Consider the following 16,388-nt stretch of genomic DNA (forward strand, 5'->3'; position numbering starts at 1 on the left):
CACGCATGGCGTGGATCTACTGACCCTGCATCGCCAATCGATTCACTCATGGCACCTGGTAGATCCACGCCATGCATGGATGCCGTTGGCGGATGGGGTCAGATCTTCAGATAGATCTTCCGCCGGTCCAGCCACCACGCCACGCCCCACCACAGCGCGACGAACGCCAGCGCCTGCAGCATCGACGCCAGCTCAAGCGCCTGCGGCATCGCGGTGGCCAGCTGCTGCCAGAACCAGCCCCAGGCGCCGCTGGCCATCAGCACCACCGACATTATCGATGCACCCAGATACGCGGTGATCGCGTTGACACCGAAGCGCCGGCCCAGCGCCGGCCAACCCTTCTGGTCGATCAACACATGGCCCAGCCACAGCGCCAGCGCGGCCAGGCCGCCGGTCCACAGCACGTAGCTGGGTGTCCACAGCTGCTTGTTCAACGGCAGCACCACGGCCAGCAGCAGGCCCAGCGCGGCAGTCACCGCACCCAGCCCCGCCAGCGCCGCGGCACGCCCGCTGCGCAGCAGTCCTCCGGCCAACAGGCCAAGCACGGTACTGGCCAGCGCACCCAGCGTGCTCAGCAGCCCTTCCGGGTCGTGGCCAAGCCCGGTGTCGGCGTGCCATTGATAGATCCACGGTGCGAACAGCGTGGTATCCAGACGGCTGGCCGGGTTGGACCATGGCGCCAGGTCACCGATGCCCAGCAGCAGCACCGTGTACCCCACCAGCAACGTGACCAGCACGCCCGCCTGCATGCGCGGCCGCGCATACACCGCCAGTACGCCCACCAGCGCCGCGCATACCGCGATCCGCTGCAGCACGCCCCAGATGCGGAAGTGAGGGGTATGCAGCGCCCACCAGATCAGCAGGTGCAGCAACGCACCGGCCACCAGGATGCGCAGTGCGCGCTCCAGAACGCCGCGCGCCAACGCGGGTCGCGCCGCCGTGTCCAGCGCGCGTGGCGCCACGCTGAAGGCCATCGACACGCCCACCAGGAACAGGAAGAACGGGAACACCAGATCGGTGGGCGTGCAGCCATGCCATTCCGAATGACGCAGCGGCGCGAACACCGCGCTCCAGTCACCCGGGTTGTTGACCAGCAGCATTGCCGCCACGGTGATGCCGCGCAGGGCATCGATCGAGCCCAGGCGGCGCGGCGGCATACTTCCCTTCAAGGGATCGGCCATCAGGCGGCCTCGTATTGTCCGGCAATCCAGGTGCCACGCACCTGCAGGGCATCGTCCAGCAGCACCAGGTCGGCCTGGTAGCCCTCGGCGATGTGGCCCAGACGATCGTCAACGTTGAGGAACTGGGCCGGATAGGTCGAGGCCATGCGCGCGGCTTCGGCCAGTGGCTGGCCGAGCAGCTGCACGGTGTTGCGCACCGCGGTGGCCATGTCCAGCGCCGAGCCCGCCAGCGAACCGGCGGCATTGCGCACCACGCCGTCGATGGCGGTGATGGTTTCGCCGTACAGCACGTAACTGGGATCGTCGGCGCCAACCGGCGGCATCGCATCGGTGACCAACAGCAGGCGACCACGCGGCTTGGCTGCCAGCGCCACGCGCAGGCTGGCCGGATGCACATGCACGCCATCGACGATGATGCCGATCCAGCTGTCGCGGTCCTCCAGCGCAGCACCCACCGCGCCGGGCTCACGGCCCTGCAGCGGCGACATCGCGTTGTACAGGTGGGTGAAGCCACGCACGCCTGCATCCAGACCGGCGCGGATCTCTTCGTAGGTGCCTGCGGTATGCCCAGCGGCAACGACCACGCCGCGCTCGACCAGCGCGCGAATGGTCTCCAGCGGCACGCGTTCCGGTGCCAGCGTCAGCAGTGTCACACCGTTGTCCAGCGATGCGGCCAGCGCGATCTCTGCTTCGTCTGGCACACGGAACTTGCTGGCATCGTGCGTACCCTTGCGGGCCGGCGCGATGTACGGTCCTTCCAGATGGATGCCGATCACGCCTGGCACACCCTGCGCGATCGCCTCGCGCATCGCATCGATGGCTTCACGCATCACGCCCACGTCGTCGCTGATCAGCGTCGGCAGCATCGCGGTGGTACCGAAGCGGCGGTGCGCCTGCGCGATGGTGCGCAGTGCCGCCACGTCTGGCGTGTTGTTGAACAGCGCGCCGCCGCCACCATTGACCTGCACATCGATGAAACCGGGCAGCAGCCAGCCACCGCTCAGATCAACCTGCTCGGCGGCCTGGCCCAGCTGCGGCGCTGCATCGGGCAGCAGCGCGCTGATGCGGCCATGCTCGATCACGACCGCCAGATCGTCGCGGAACTCGTCGCCTGCCAGGATGCGGGCATTGCGCAGGACCGTGGCCATCACACCGTCTCCGTGACCTTGTTCAGGTGCGGCGGCAGATCCGGGTTGAAGCCACGACGCAGCGCCAGCGCGTTGATCGCGCGGTAGAAGCTCTGCACGGTCAGCAGCGGTGCGCACAGCGGATGCGGCGCGGCCGCTACCGGCAGGTTGCCACCGGCACCGGCCATCCACACCTGTGCACCGCGCGCGGTGAATTCCTCGACGACGGCACGGGTGCCGGCGCCGGTTTCATCAGGCTGCGCAAAGGCCAGCACCGGGAAACCGCGGTCGACCAGCGCCATCGGGCCATGCTTCACTTCAGCCGAGCTGTAGGCTTCGGCATGCAGGCTGCAGGTTTCCTTGAACTTCAATGCAGCTTCCTGCGCAGCGCCGAGGCCCAGGCCACGGCCGAGCACGAACAGGTTGGTCGCCTCGACCAGGCCCTCGGTCACCGGCGTCCAGTCGCACTGCCAGGCCTCGCGCATCGCGTCCGGCAGCAGGTCCAGCGCCGCACGCAGGCTTGCGTCCTGCTTCCAGTAGGCAGCCAGCTGCAGCAGCGCAGCCAGCGACGCCAGGTAGCTCTTGGTCGCCGCCACACTCTTCTCGGCACCGGCGTGCAGCGGAATGACCGTATCGGCCAGCTGCGCCAGCGGCGAATCCTCGACGTTGACCAGTGCGATCACGCGCGCGCCGGCAGCCTTGGCAGCTTCCGCGTTGCGCAGCAGGTCCGGGCTCTTGCCCGACTGCGAGATGACGATGAACAGCGCGCCACGCAGCTGCAGCGGTGCGGCATAGACCGAACCCACCGACGGCGAAGCCGATGCGACCACCAGGCCCAGCTGGGTTTCCAGCAGGTACTTGCCATAGGTGGCGGCATGGTCGGAGCTGCCGCGTGCGCAGGTGACCACGAACGGCGGCGGCGCGGCGCGCAGGCTGGCAGCCAGGGTTTCCATGGTGGCGTGGTTGCGCGAGAACTGGCGCGCGACCACGTCGGCCGCTTCAGCGGCTTCGGCGAACATCAGGGTGGACGTGGGGTCTGACAGCGACATGGCAGGCTCAGGCAGGATCGGAAGGAAGGGGGCGTGCGCCGGCCGGGCGCATCGGCGCGGTCGAGCCGCGCACCACCAGTTGTGGCACGAAGCCCTGGTTGTGCAGCGGTGCCGGCGCATCGTCGTAGGCGTCGCTGCGCAGCTGTGCGATCAGCAAGCGCGCGGCGTGGCGGGCGATGTCTTCGGTGGCCTGCTTGGCGGTGGTCAGCGGTGGCCACGACTGGCGCGAGAACGGGCTGTCCTCGAAACCGGCAATGGACAGGTCGTAGGGCACGTTCATGCCGGCCGACTTGGCAGCGGCCAGCACGCCGGCAGCGATTTCGTCGTTGGAACCGAAGATGGCGGTGGGCGGCTCGCGCAGCGCCAGCAGGCGGCGCGCGCCGCGGAAACCATCGTCGAAGGTGTAGTCGCCCTGCACCACCAGATGCTTGTCCACGGTCATGCCGTAGTCCTTCAGCGCGGCTTCGTAACCGGCATAGCGTTCGCCCGAGGAGCGGTGCGAGATGCCGCCCCAGAGGAAGCCGATGCGCTGGTGGCCCAGCTGGATCAGGTGCTCGGTGATCTCGTAGGCGGCCTCGCGGTCGTCGACGAATACGCAGGCACCATCGGCCGGGTCTTCGGTGGCCGCAATGATGCGCACCAGCTTGATGCCGCGCGCGGTCAGCGCCTGGATCAGGTCGCGGCGCTCGGACATCGGTGCGGTCAGCACCAACCCGGCCAGGCGCGAACGCTGCACCCAGTCGGCCAGCTCATCGGCCAGCAGCGGCGAGCTGGAATCGCAGGGATGGATCTGCAGGCCGAAACCGGTCTCGCGGCACGCGGCCAGCACGCCGTTCTGCACGCCGATGATGTGGTACGGGTTCGGGTTGTCGTAGACCAGCCCGATCACGAAGGTGGTGCCGCTGCGCAGGTTGCGCGCGGACGGATCGGGTTCGTAGTCGAGCTCGGCGATGGCACGCAGCACCCGCGCGCGGGTGGCCTGCATCACCGAGGGCTCGTTGTTGATCACGCGCGAGACCGTCTTCAGCGAGACCTTGGCTTTCTCCGCAACGTCCTTGATAGTCGCTCTGCGCATGGGTTTTCCCTGGGGTTGGCTGCCGTCCATCATCGCCGATCAGGCCTTGTCCTGCGGCAGGCCGGCGCGATGCCCGATCACCGAATAGAACAGGATGTACAGGTAGCACGGCACCATCAGCAGAACGAACACCAGCTGGAAGTCGATGTGCTGCTTGAGCACGGCGAACAGCTGCGGAATGATCGCGCCACCGGCGATGCCCATCACCAGCAGGGCCGAGCCGGTTTCGGTGAAGCGGCCCAGGCCACGGATCGCCAGCGGGAAGATGGCCGGCCACATCATGGCGTTGGCAAAGCCCAGCAGGGCCACGAAGGCTACCGACACATAGCCGTGGGTGGCCCAGGCGCCAAGACAGAACACCACGCCAAGCACCGCCGAAATGGTCAGGTAGCGCGACTGCGAGACAACCTTGGGGATCAGCAGCAGGCCGACCACGTAACCGACCAGCATTGCGCCCAGGGTAAGCGAGGTGAACATCTTGGTCTGGTCCAGCGGCAGGTCGAAGCCGTGGCCGTAGGTACCGATGGCATCGCCGGCCATCACCTCCACGCCCACGTAGACGAACAGGCACAGCACGCCCAGCCACAGATGCGGGAACTGGAAGATGCTGCGACGCTCGGCGGCACCGGCAGCCGCCGGCGTGGCGTTGGCTTCGGACGACTTGATTTCCGGCAGCGGCGAGAACAGCACCGCCACCGCCAGCACCACCAGCAGCGCAGCCATCGCCAGGTACGGGGTGTGGATCTTGGCGGCAAACTCGTTCAGCAGCGCGGCCTTTGTGACCGCATCTGCGGCCTGCACCTGTGCATCGAGGTCACCGATGCCGTGCAGCACCAGCGTGCCGATCAGCACCGGCGCCAGCATGCCGGCGATCTTGTTGCAGATGCCCATCAGCGCGATGCGGCGTGCCGCCGTCTCGATCGGGCCGAGGATGGAGATGTAGGGGTTGATCGCAGTCTGCAGCAGGGCCAGGCCGCTGCCGATCACGAACAGGCCGCCAAGCGCGCCCGGGTACCAGCGCTGGGTGGCGAACTCACCGAACAACGCAGCACCACCGGCCATCACCAGCAGGCTCAGGCTGAGGCCCTTTTTCATGCCGGTGCGGCGCAGGATCCACGACGCCGGCAGGGCCAGGAAGAAGTAGGACAGGTAGAACACCATCAGCACCAGGAAGGCACCGACCTCGCTGAGTTCGAAGGCCAACTTGACGAAGGTGATCAGCGGGCCGTTGAGCCAGGTGAAGAAGCCGATCAGGAAGAACAACACGCCTACGATGGCGATGGAGGTGGCCACGTTCGGGCGCGCGCTTGCAGCGGGGACGGCGGACATCAGGAGGGCTCCTGCGGCGACGGCCGCAGAACGCGGCGTCGGAGAGTGGCTGGGAACAACGTTGTCACATTCTTTCGATGGACAGCCGCGGTTTGTCAACTTCCACGCGCAGCCCTGTGAACCTCGTGCTGCACTGCGCAACCCGATCGCAACGCATCGTGCTGAATGCGCCGAAGGCCTTGGCCCATGTGCGGCAACGGTTCCCACGTGAAACCTGCACTCACGCCATGTAAACGTTTACTGCATGTCGCATTCGTTGCGATGCAGCAACGAAAGTGTCACGAACTCGTTGACATCGTTGTCAGCGGGGTTACAGACTCCGCCCCAATCGCCGCCCCCGATCCCGGGTCCGGCCCCACCTGCAGCAGGAGCCCGCGTGACCGCCAGCCACCCCGCCCCGGCCCATGTCCTGTCCCGAGTCGCGCCGACGTTCCTGGCCGCCGACGTCGGTGGCACCCATGTGCGCGTGGCCCGGGTCCAGGCCAGCGGTGATGCCGCCCATCCGGTGCAGGTGCTGGAGTACCGCAAGTACCGCAACGCCGACCATGCCGGCCTCAGCGCGATCCTGTCCGACTTCCTCGGCGAAGGCCCGCGGCCCACGCATTGCGTGGTCGCCAGTGCCGGCTACGCCCGCGAGGACGGCACGGTGATCACCGCCAACCTGCCGTGGCCGCTGTCGGCGCGCCAGGTGGAAGCCGACGTCGGCCTGCAGCGGGTCTACATCGTCAACGACTTCGAAGCCGTGGCCTACGCCGCTGCGCAGGTTGACGCCAGTGGCGTGCTGCACCTGTGCGGACCGGAAACCGCCGCCCGCGGCCCGACCCTGGTGGTCGGCCCCGGCACCGGCCTCGGCGCCGCGCTGTGGATCCCCACCGCGCACGGCCCGGTGGTGCTCCCGACCGAAGCCGGGCAACCGACCCTGGCCGCCAGCACCGAACTGGAAATGGCCATCGTCCGCCACATGCAGCGCGACCGCGCGCACGTGTCGATCGAACACGCGATCTCCGGCCCGGGCCTGATGAACCTGTATCGCGCGGTGTGCGCACTGCAGGGCCAGGCGCCGACCCTGGCCAGCCCCGACGCGGTTACCGCTGCGGCCATGGCCGACAGCGATGCACATGCGCGCCAGGCGCTGGATGTGTTCTGCGGCCTGCTCGGCAGCACCATCGGCGACATGGCGCTGTACTACGGCGCCCACGGTGGCGTCTACCTGGCCGGCGGCATCCTGCCGCAGATCCGTGAATACCTGCACGCCAGCACTTTCGTCGAACGCTACCTGCAGAAGGGACCGATGGGCGAAGCGCTGGCACGCATCCCGGTGAAGGTCGTCGAGCACGGCCAGCTGGGCGTGGTCGGCGCTGCCAGCTGGTACCTGCAGCAGTCGGCCGCCTGACACCGCAACAGGCTTCAACGCAATCGCAGCACGCAGTACGTGGCACGCCAACGCACGGGACTTCGCCGCCGCCCCGCGCATGTCATCGCAACCGTAATCGAACACCGCCGCCGGCATCCAATCGAGTGATGAGGAGAGACATCATGAACACCCGCAAGACCCTGCTTTCGGCCGCCATCGTCAGCTGCCTCGCCTTCAGCGCGCACGCGCAGCAGGCCACCCAGACCGCCACCGACCTGGATACCGTGCAGGTCACCGGCATCCGTGGTTCGATGGAAAAGTCGCTGGATACCAAGCGCGAAGCCAATGCGCGCGTGGAAGTGGTCACCGCCGAAGACGTGGGCAAGCTGCCCGCGCACAACGTCGCCGACACCCTGCAGCGCCTGCCGGGTGTGAACATCAGCTCGTCCAGCGCCGACGAAGGCGGCTTCGACGAAGCCGACCGCGTCAGCCTGCGTGGTACCAGCCCGAGCCTGACCCAGACCCTGATCAACGGCCACACCGTCGGCACCGCCGACTGGTTCGTGCTCAGCCAGGGCAACAACGTCGGCCGCAGCGTGAGCTACTCGTTGCTGCCGTCGGAACTGGTGCGCTCGGTGGAAGTGAACAAGTCCTCGCAGGCCAAGCTGCAGGACGGTGGCACCACCGGTACCGTCAACATCCTCACCCGCAAGCCGCTGGAATTCTCCAAGCAGCTCACTGCGGAAGGCTCCATCGGCATGGTGCGTTCGGACCAGGCCAAGTCCAACGACCCGCAGCTGTCGGCACTGTTCAACTACAAGAACGACGAAGGCAACTTCGGCGTGATGGTGCAGGCCTTCAGCCAGAAGCGCGAGCTGCGCCGCGAAGCGCAGGAAATCCCGGGCGGTTTCTTCCAGATCGATCCGAATGGCACCGTGGCCAAGTCCAACCCGGACCTGGCCGGCGTCTATGCCCCGGGCCTGCTCGGCTCGACCCTGTTCGAACAGACCCGCGAGCGCAAGGGCGGCCTGGTGTCGCTGCAGTTCAAGCCGATGGACAACCTGACCCTGGGCCTGGAAGGCTTCAGCTCGGAACTGAAGGCGAACAACTACAACCGCAACTTCATGCTGTGGGGCGGCCGCATCCTCAACGACCGCACCGTTGAAGATGCCAATGGCAACAAGATCCTGATTCCGGGCCAGGCCCCCAATCCGGGTTACGTCGTCAAGGATGGCGTACTGGCCAACGCCACCTTCGCCGGCCAGGCCGACCGCGACTACGCGGTGTACGACATGATCTACCGCGAGTCGAAGGCCAAGACCAACTACATCACCTTCGATGCCGACTGGCAAATCAGCGACAACCTGGGCATGAAGTTCCAGGCCGGCAACACCAAGGGCACCGGCGATACGCCGCGCCAGTACATCGCCGAGGTCAACCTGGCCCGCGGTGGCGGTGCCAACTGGTCGACCCACGGCAACGGCTCGCCGATCGACTGGAACGTTGGTGGCAACATCGGTCCGGGCGGCGTGACCGACTTCGGCACCTGGGGCAACCAGCAGGTCACCGCGATCGACAAGGAAAAGTGGGCCACGCTCGATTTCAACCAGTACTTCGCCGATGCCGGCGTACTGAACTCGATCGATTTCGGCGCCCGCTTCGGCGACCACAAGCGCGAGGCCAAGTCGCCGGAAGGCGCAACCCCGGGCGCGATCTGGAATGCGCTGAAGAACGGCGCGACCGCCAACTTCCCCGGTGGCTTCGCCAACGGCATCGGTGGCAGCTTCCCGCGCGACCTGTGGTACTTCACCCCAGGTGCACTGAAGGATGCAGTGACCAACAACTCCACCTGGCTGTCCGGCAATGATGGCCCGACTGGCCGCCACAACTACGGCGCCGAATGGAAGGTGTCGGAGAAGAACTTCGCTGCCTACGTGCAGGGCAATTTCAGCGGCGACCGCTGGAGCGGCAACGTCGGCCTGCGCTACGTCAACATCAAGCAGGACATCGATACCTACGCGGCCGCCACCGGTTCGACTGTGCCGGACGTGAGCAGCCTGTTCGGTGCCTGGACCCGCCAGGCCTTCGAGAACAAGCACAACCGTGTGCTGCCGAGCGCCAACTTCAAGTACGACCTGCGTGACGATCTGGTGCTGCGCGTGGCTGCGTCGCAGACGCAGACTCTGCCGGACTTCTCGGCCCTGGGCGCTTCATCCTACGGTTCGGACCTGAACCGTACCGGCGGCGGCGGCAATCCGAAGCTGAAGCCGGTGGTGTCGACCAACTTCGATGCCAACCTGGAGTGGTACTTCATGCCGCGCGGCATGTTGTCGATCGGTGCGTACTCGATGCGCCTGAAGGACTACGTGGCCTTCAGCACCGAGAAGGAAATGCTGTTCAGCGAGCTGACCAACCGCCTCGAGGAATACAACATCTCCCGCCCGCGCAATGCCGACGGCAAGGTACGCGGTATTGAAGTGGCCTATGAACAGCCGATCGGCGAATACTTCGGCGTCAACGCGAACTACACCTACGCTGATGGCAGCACCGAGCACACCTGGGCCGATGGAACCGACAACCTGCTGGGCACTTCGAAGAACACCTACAACGTGGGTGCCTACTTCGAGAACGACACCTTCGGTGCACGCGTCAGCTACACGCGCCGTTCGTCGTTCCTGATCGGCCTGTCCGGTGCCAACCCGTACTACCAGGATGACTTCGGCACGCTGTCGGCATCGCTGAGCTACAAGGCCACCGACTGGCTGAGCATCAGCTTCGATGCGCTCAACCTCAACAACCCGACCTACAAGTACTACCAGACCGCGGCCATCCCGACCTCGTTCTACAGCAACGGCCGCCAGTACTACCTCAACTTCCGCTTCAAGTACTGATCCAGCGGCGGCAACATCGCCGAGTCGTGCACGCACGCCGGGCCTGGGTCATTCCGGGCCCGGCGTTTTTCATGTATAGCGTTCATCGCACCGTTCCAAGGAGTCGTTCCGATGGTCAAGCCTTCCCGCGCCCGGATGCGCAGCGCAGTGCTGCTGGGCAGCCTGCTCGCCCTGCTGCCGGCACTGCCGGCACTCGCCGCCGATCCCACGCCTGCCGCTGAAGCACCCGGCCCCCTGCTGCGCGCCGACAGCCTGATGCTGATTCCCGCCCCGGCCACCGTGCAGCGCGGCCAGGGCAGCGGCATCACCGTCCGCGCCGACACCGTGCTGCAGGCCGAAGGCGAAGCCGCGCAGCGCGTCGCCAGCCAGTTCGCCGATCTGCTGGCCCGCAGCGGTGGTCCGCGCCTTGCACCAGCCAGGGCAAGGCGGCAGGCACGTCGGGCAGCATCCGCTTCCAGATCGTGCCCACCTTCCGCGACAGCGGCGAAAGCTACACGCTGGAGAGCACCGCGCAGGGCGTGCTGATCCAGGCCGGCAACGAAACCGGCCTGTTCTACGGCGCGACCACCCTCGCCCAGCTCGCCACCGGCGGCAGCAATGGCGTGCTGCCGGCGGTGCAGATCCAGGACGCGCCGCGCTTCAGCTGGCGCGGTTTCATGCTCGATTCCGCACGTCACTTCCAGAGCCTGGACGAGATCAAGCGCGTACTCGACGCGATGGCCGCGCACAAGCTCAACACCTTCCACTGGCACCTCACCGACGACCAGGGCTGGCGCATGGAGATCAAGCGCTACCCGAAGCTGACCGATGTGGGCAGCTGCCGCCTGCCGGCCGGTGATGGCGGCGTCGACCCGGCCAGCGGCCAGGAGCATCCGTACTGCGGTTTCTACACGCAGGACCAGATTCGCGAGGTGATCGCCTATGCGGCGAAGCTGCATATCCAGGTGATCCCGGAAATCGATGTCCCGGGCCACGCGACTGCCGCGATTGCTGCGTATCCGGAGCTGGGCACCATCGATACGCCGTTGAAGCCGATCAGCGAATGGGGCGTGTTCCCCAACCTGTTCAACACTGAAGACAGCACCGTCACCTTCCTCGAGAACGTGCTGGAGGAAGTGATCGAACTGTTCCCGGCCAAGTACGTGCACGTGGGTGGCGACGAGGCAGTGAAGGACCAGTGGGAAGCCTCCAGGCAGGTGCAGCAGCGCATGCGTGCACTGGGCATCAAGGATGAGATGGCCATGCAGAGCCACATCATCAAGCGCCTGGAGACGTTCCTGGAGGAGCACGACCGGCGCCTGATCGGCTGGGATGAGATCCTCGAAGGTGGTCTGCCGCCGCAGGCCACGGTGATGTCGTGGCAGGGCACCGAAGGTGGCCTCGCTGCGGCCAGTGCCGGCCATGACGTGATCATGTCGCCGGTGGGTTACCTGTACCTGGACTACCTGCAGACTGCCTCGCAGAACGAGCCGCCTGGTCGCCCGACCCAGGTCAACCTCGGCAAGCTGTACAACTTCGAGCCGGTGCCGGCCGAACTGGCCGCCGACAAGCGCGGGCACATTCTCGGCCTGCAGGCCAACATGTTCACCGAGCACACGCGCAACTACGCACGCCTGCAGCACAACCTGTTCCCGCGCCTGGCCGCCGTGGCCGAGACCGGCTGGAGCACGCCGGAACACCGCGATTTCCGCGATTTCCTCGCACGACTGCCGGCACAGCTGCAGCGCTACCGTGCCTGGGGCCTGGCCTATGCGCAGACCCCGTTCGAAGTAGGCGTGGACTATACCGATGATCGCGCGAAGAACACGGTGACCGTGTCTCTGGCCAATCCGCTGGGCTATGAGGTGCGCTACCGCACCGACGGACAGCCGGTGACCGCGCAGTCGCCGCTGTACCAGCAGCCGCTGACGGCGCAGCTGCCCGCCGCCGTGCAGGCCGCCGCGTTCTACCAGGGCCAGATGCTGGCCGCGAAGCCGACGGTTGCGGACTTCACTGCGCAATCGCTGCTCAGCCGCCGCAGTGATGAACTGCTCAGCTGCGTGGGCAAGAAGGGGCTGGTGCTGCGCCTGGAAGACGATGGCCCCCGCGAAGGCAACCGTGCGGTGTTCAACGTGGACATCTTCCAGCCGTGCTGGCGCTGGCCGCAGGCGCAGCTGGACGGCATCGGCAGCGTGGAAGTGCGTGCGGGACGTATTCCGTACTACTTCCAGCTGGCCCACGACGAACCCAAGCGCCGCTTCGAAAAGGCCAAGCGCGCGCACGGCGAGATGCAGGTGCGTCGCGGCGACTGCAGCGGCAAGGTGCTGGCTGAGGTACCGCTGCCGGCCAAGCCCGGTGCCGATGGCTTCGTGACACTGCGTGCAGCGCTGCCGAAGGGTACCCAGGGCACCGGTGACCTGTGCATCAACTTCACCGGCGACACGCGCCCGGCGATGTGGGTGCTGGATGAGGTCACGCTGGGGAAATGACGGCAGGTCTGTCCTGGTGGGTGCCGACCCTGGTCGGCACCCCGGGCAGTTCATCCACGCATGGCCACGCATGGCGTGGATCTACGGATTCCATCCGCGCATGGCGTGGATCTACAGGTGGGTGCCAACCTTGGTTGGCACGCCTTTACCCGCGCCAGCGCAGCAGCAGGTCGCGCATCGGGGTCAGTGCGGTGGCCATGCCGGCCAGCACGCCAATGGTGTTGGCCAGCGCATCCATCGGGTCGGCCATGCGGTTGCTGGTCAGCGCGCCCTGCGCGAACTCGATGCCGATGCCCATCAGTACCAGGCCTACGCCCACCCACAGCAGCGGGCGGCCGCGACGGAACAGCTGCACCGCGCTGCCGGCGAGGATGAAATAGGCGAGGAAGTGCTCGCCCTTGTCGCTGTTTTCCGGCAGCGGAATCGGCGGCGGCGGGATCAGGCAGACCACGATCACCAGCAGCACCGCCAGCGCCCACAGCACGGCCCACAGGCGCGGCCGCTGCAGCGGCTTGATCACCGGCAACGCGTGGCTCACAGGCGCCAGCTCAGGTCACCCAGCTCGAACGCCGGCTCGAAATCGACGTCGCGCTGCAGGCCGATGGCCTGGAAGCGCTCGCCCATCTCGGTCGGCAGGGTCAGCTTCTTCACCTGGTCACGCAGCTGGATGCGCCCCACTTCATCGGTGCGTTCCTCGGCCAGCAGCAGCACCTGGTCCAGGCCGTTGCCAAGCAGGAAACTGGCCTGGCTGCAGTAACCGGCCAGCTCGAAACCGGCGTGCATGCCGGCCTCGGCCATCGCGGTGAAATCCACCGACGCCGTGATGTCCTGCAGGCCCGGCCAGCGGTAGATCTCGTTGTGCACGTGCTGGCGATAGAACGCGCGCACGGTGCCGTCATCGCGATCTTCCATGTAGAACTCGCCACGGTTGTAGCCGTAGTCGACGAACAGCATCGCGCCACGCTGCAGGCCACCGGCCACCGCCTGCAGCCAGTACGGCAGCTGCGGCAGCACTTCGGAGCGGTAGCCCTCGGCAAAAGGCTTTTCCAGGTAGCGTTCAAGATGGCGCACCGCACCGTTGAGCAGGACGTCGGCCGGCTGCGCACCGCGGATGAAGTTGCCATCGCCATCGAGCTCGACGGTTTCCTCGTAGACCTCGCCGTCCCTGATCAGGAAGCGTGGAGTCGGCAGCGCGTCGATCACCTCGTTGGCGAACACCACGCCCTCCCAATCCTCTTCAAACGGGCGGTCGACCCAGTCCACCCGCGCGGCCAGCTCGGCCGGCAGGTTCTGCTGCAGGCGCTGCTGCTGGCGCTCGCGCAGGTCCGCACTGGGTTCGAGGATGGCGTAGCGCGCCGGCAGTGCGTCCAGCTCGGCCAGGCGCAGCAGCACCGCTTCGGCGAAGGCGCCGGTGCCGCCGCCCAGCTCCAGCATGCGCGCCTGAGCGCCCAACTGGGCGAACACCGGGGCCAGCGCATTGGCCACGCTGCCGGCGAACAGGCTGCCGAGCTCGGGCGCGGTGGTGAAATCGCCGCTGCCGCCGAACTTGCTGGCGCCGGCGCTGTAATAGCCCCAGCCGGGGGCATACAGGCAGAGCTCCATGAAGCGCGAGAACGGCATCGCCCCGCCCTGCGCAAGGATCTCGGCGCGCAGGGCGGCCGCCAGCTGGTCGCTATGGGCCAGGGCATCGGCTTCGGGCAGGGGGAAGGTGGGCTGCATGGCGTCTTCGAATGCGGTGACAATGGTGCACAGGATAGCCGAGCCTTGGAGGACCCTCGATGAGCGATACCCACCCCGTGGTCCTGATCACCGGCAGCGCGCGCCGGATCGGTGCGGCCATCGCCCGCCAGTTCCATGCCTGTGGCTGGTCGGTGGTGCTGCACGCCAACACCTCCAGCGCGGAGCTGCAGCAGGCCGCGTTCGATTTCGACAACGTGCGCCCGGGCAGCGTGCTGGCCCTGCAGGCCGACCTGCGCGACGCCGACGCCCTGGCCGACCTGGTGGAGCAGGCCGTCACCCACTTCGGGCGACTGGATGCACTGGTCAACAACGCCTCCAACTTCTTCCCCACCCCACTCGGCCAGGTCACCGCCGAGGCGATGGACGAGCTGTATGCGGTCAATGCGCGCGCGCCGCTGCTGCTGTCACAGGCGGCGGCGCCCTACCTGCGCCGCCAGCAGGGCTGCATCGTCAACCTGACCGACCTGCACGGCACCGACCCGATGCGCGACCACATCGCCTACACCATGGCCAAGGCCGCGCTGGAGATGGCCACCCGCTCGCTGGCGCTGGAGCTGGCGCCGAAAGTGCGGGTCAATGCAGTAGCGCCGGGGGCGATCCTGTGGCCGGAACAGGGCAAGGACGATTTCGCCCGCGAGGCGCTGTTGGCACGCACGCCGCTGGCACGGATCGGCACGGTCGAGGAGATCGCCGAGGCGGTCTACTGGCTGGTGGCCGAAGCCAGCTTCGTCACCGGCCACACCCTGCGCGTGGATGGTGGGCGAACGGTCAGTTGAAATGTTGCCGGCCAGCAGCCGGCAACCACCCTCATTCCAGGTCCACGACCTCGAACGCCTCGCCAAACTGTCTGTGCGCACGCCACAGCGTTGCCAGGTCCTGCCCGCTGACCGGGTCGATGAAGCCCGGCGCGATGTCGGCCAGCGGCTTCAGCACGAAGGCGTGCTTCAGCTCCGGGCGCGGAATGCGCAGGTGGCCGGGACCTTCCACCACCAGATCCCCGTAGAACACTACGTCGATGTCCAGGGTCCGATCGGAGAAGCGCGGCCCGCTGCGGTCGCGCCCGTGCGCGTCTTCCAGCGCATGCAGCCACTCGTCCAGTTCCTGCAGCGGCAGGTCGGTTTCGATCGCCACCGCATTGTTGAGGAAGGCCGGGCCATCGAAGCCGACCGCGGCGGTACGGTAGGCGGGCGACACCTGCAGCGCGCCGAAGCGCTCGCGCAGGGCCGCCACCGCGGCGTGGAGGTAGCGACGGGGCTGGACGTTGCTGCCCAGGCTCAGGAGCACGGTGGTCATGCGGTTCAGGTGACGGCACTTGGGGGGGCGTGGACATGCCGTCGTCACGGCGACCTGCCTACAATCCGGGACGCACATGATAGGGCACCGACATGACCTATTGCGTTGGAATCGAGGTGGACGAGGGCCTGGTCTTCGCCGCCGACACCCGGACCAATGCCTCGCTGGACGATGTGCGCGTGCACCGCAAGCTGCACGTGTTCGAGTACCCCGGCCAGGCAGCCTACGTACTGATGGCGGCTGGCAACCTGGCCACCACCCAGCTGCTGGTGTCGCGCCTGGGGCGCGATGCCGACGAGCGACGCACGCCCAACCTGCGTGACATGACCCACCTGTTCGAGGCCGCGGCCTACGTCGGCCAGTTGCTGGTCGACAGCCAGGTCAGGACCGAGCACAGCGAGCACGGCCATGACGGGGTCAACACCCAGGCCACGCTTATCTTCGGCGGCCAGGTTGCCGGTGAACGCCCAGGGTTGTACATGGTCTACCCGTTGGGCAACGCCATCGCCGCCTCGCCGGAGACACCCTACCTGCAGATCGGTGAGTCCAAGTACGGCAAGCCGATCCTCGACCGCATCCTCAGCCCGGCCACACACCTGGAGGATGCCGCGCGTACGGCGATCGTCTCGCTGGACTCCACCATCCGTTCCAACCTGTCGGTGGGCCTGCCGATCGATCTGGCGCTGCTGCGCGACGGCGAGCTGCGCATCGGCCAGCAGCTGCGGCTGGGCGCGGATTCGGCGTTGTATGCCGATATTCACCAGAACTGGTCGCGGCGGCTGGAACAGGCGGTGGACGCGCTGCCACGCTTCCCGTGGGAAACCCTGGACCGGTAGTGCCGGCCGCTGGCCGGCAACCGTAGTAATCCCATCGCACGGCGA

General features: G+C 67.0%; 12 protein-coding genes and 1 pseudogene. 5 read left to right on the plus strand and 8 right to left on the minus strand.

Going from position 1 to position 16,388, the window contains the following annotated elements; genetic code table 11:
* Positions 1–98: 98 nt before the first annotated feature.
* Genes ACZK3W_RS18775 through ACZK3W_RS18795 form a run of 5 tightly spaced genes read right to left on the minus strand, consistent with a single transcriptional unit; the run spans position 99 to position 5,761 of the window.
* Positions 99–1,157 (minus strand): acyltransferase family protein, encoded by a 1,059-nt coding sequence (locus ACZK3W_RS18775; RefSeq protein WP_478450179.1) that lies wholly within the window; start codon positions 1,155–1,157, stop codon positions 99–101.
* Positions 1,158–1,180: 23 nt separating this feature from the next.
* The gene (gene nagA, locus ACZK3W_RS18780) at positions 1,181–2,329 is read right to left on the minus strand and encodes an N-acetylglucosamine-6-phosphate deacetylase (protein WP_032128952.1); all 1,149 of its coding nucleotides are present in this window, start codon (positions 2,327–2,329) and stop codon (positions 1,181–1,183) included.
* Positions 2,329–3,357 (minus strand): SIS domain-containing protein, encoded by a 1,029-nt coding sequence (locus tag ACZK3W_RS18785; protein WP_049400482.1) that lies wholly within the window; start codon positions 3,355–3,357, stop codon positions 2,329–2,331. The genes nagA and ACZK3W_RS18785 overlap by 1 nt, the downstream gene beginning before the upstream one ends.
* Before the next feature lie 7 nt (positions 3,358–3,364).
* Entirely contained in the window at positions 3,365–4,432 is a 1,068-nt protein-coding gene (locus tag ACZK3W_RS18790; protein WP_006391719.1) for a LacI family DNA-binding transcriptional regulator, read from the minus strand.
* 39 nt (positions 4,433–4,471) lie between these two features.
* On the minus strand, positions 4,472–5,761 hold the full coding sequence (locus ACZK3W_RS18795; protein WP_106469126.1) for a sugar MFS transporter: 1,290 nt from the start codon (positions 5,759–5,761) through the stop codon (positions 4,472–4,474).
* Positions 5,762–6,137: 376 nt separating this feature from the next.
* Between ACZK3W_RS18795 and ACZK3W_RS18800 the strand changes: the two genes are divergently transcribed.
* From ACZK3W_RS18800 to ACZK3W_RS18810, 3 genes and pseudogenes are all read left to right on the plus strand, one after another.
* Positions 6,138–7,154: a glucokinase family protein gene (locus ACZK3W_RS18800; RefSeq protein ID WP_125895634.1), complete on the plus strand. Its 1,017-nt coding sequence runs from the start codon at positions 6,138–6,140 to the stop codon at positions 7,152–7,154.
* A gap of 143 nt (positions 7,155–7,297) precedes the next feature.
* Positions 7,298–10,006: a TonB-dependent receptor gene (locus tag ACZK3W_RS18805; RefSeq protein ID WP_478450180.1), complete on the plus strand. Its 2,709-nt coding sequence runs from the start codon at positions 7,298–7,300 to the stop codon at positions 10,004–10,006.
* Between the two features lie 111 nt (positions 10,007–10,117).
* Positions 10,118–12,474, plus strand: a pseudogene (locus ACZK3W_RS18810) (beta-N-acetylhexosaminidase).
* A gap of 145 nt (positions 12,475–12,619) precedes the next feature.
* Here ACZK3W_RS18810 and ACZK3W_RS18815 read toward each other — a convergent pair.
* Entirely contained in the window at positions 12,620–13,012 is a 393-nt protein-coding gene (locus ACZK3W_RS18815; protein ID WP_125895637.1) for a VanZ family protein, read from the minus strand.
* Complete coding sequence (locus tag ACZK3W_RS18820; protein ID WP_012512116.1) at positions 13,009–14,193, minus strand: class I SAM-dependent methyltransferase; 1,185 nt, start codon at positions 14,191–14,193, stop codon at positions 13,009–13,011. Before ACZK3W_RS18820 ends, ACZK3W_RS18815 begins: the two co-directional genes overlap by 4 nt.
* A 59-nt stretch (positions 14,194–14,252) precedes the next feature.
* On the opposite strand from ACZK3W_RS18820, the gene ACZK3W_RS18825 reads away from it, so the two are divergent.
* Complete coding sequence (locus tag ACZK3W_RS18825; RefSeq protein WP_024957037.1) at positions 14,253–14,990, plus strand: pteridine reductase; 738 nt, start codon at positions 14,253–14,255, stop codon at positions 14,988–14,990.
* Between the two features lie 31 nt (positions 14,991–15,021).
* Here ACZK3W_RS18825 and folK read toward each other — a convergent pair whose 3' ends face one another.
* Complete coding sequence (gene folK, locus ACZK3W_RS18830) at positions 15,022–15,507, minus strand: 2-amino-4-hydroxy-6-hydroxymethyldihydropteridine diphosphokinase (protein WP_125895639.1); 486 nt, start codon at positions 15,505–15,507, stop codon at positions 15,022–15,024.
* 92 nt (positions 15,508–15,599) lie between these two features.
* On the opposite strand from folK, the gene ACZK3W_RS18835 reads away from it, so the two are divergent.
* The gene (locus ACZK3W_RS18835; protein ID WP_125895640.1) at positions 15,600–16,343 is read left to right on the plus strand and encodes a proteasome-type protease; all 744 of its coding nucleotides are present in this window, start codon (positions 15,600–15,602) and stop codon (positions 16,341–16,343) included.
* The last annotated feature ends 45 nt before the right edge of the window (positions 16,344–16,388 follow it).

Source organism: Stenotrophomonas sp. 80084_Sma (assembly GCF_056481995.1).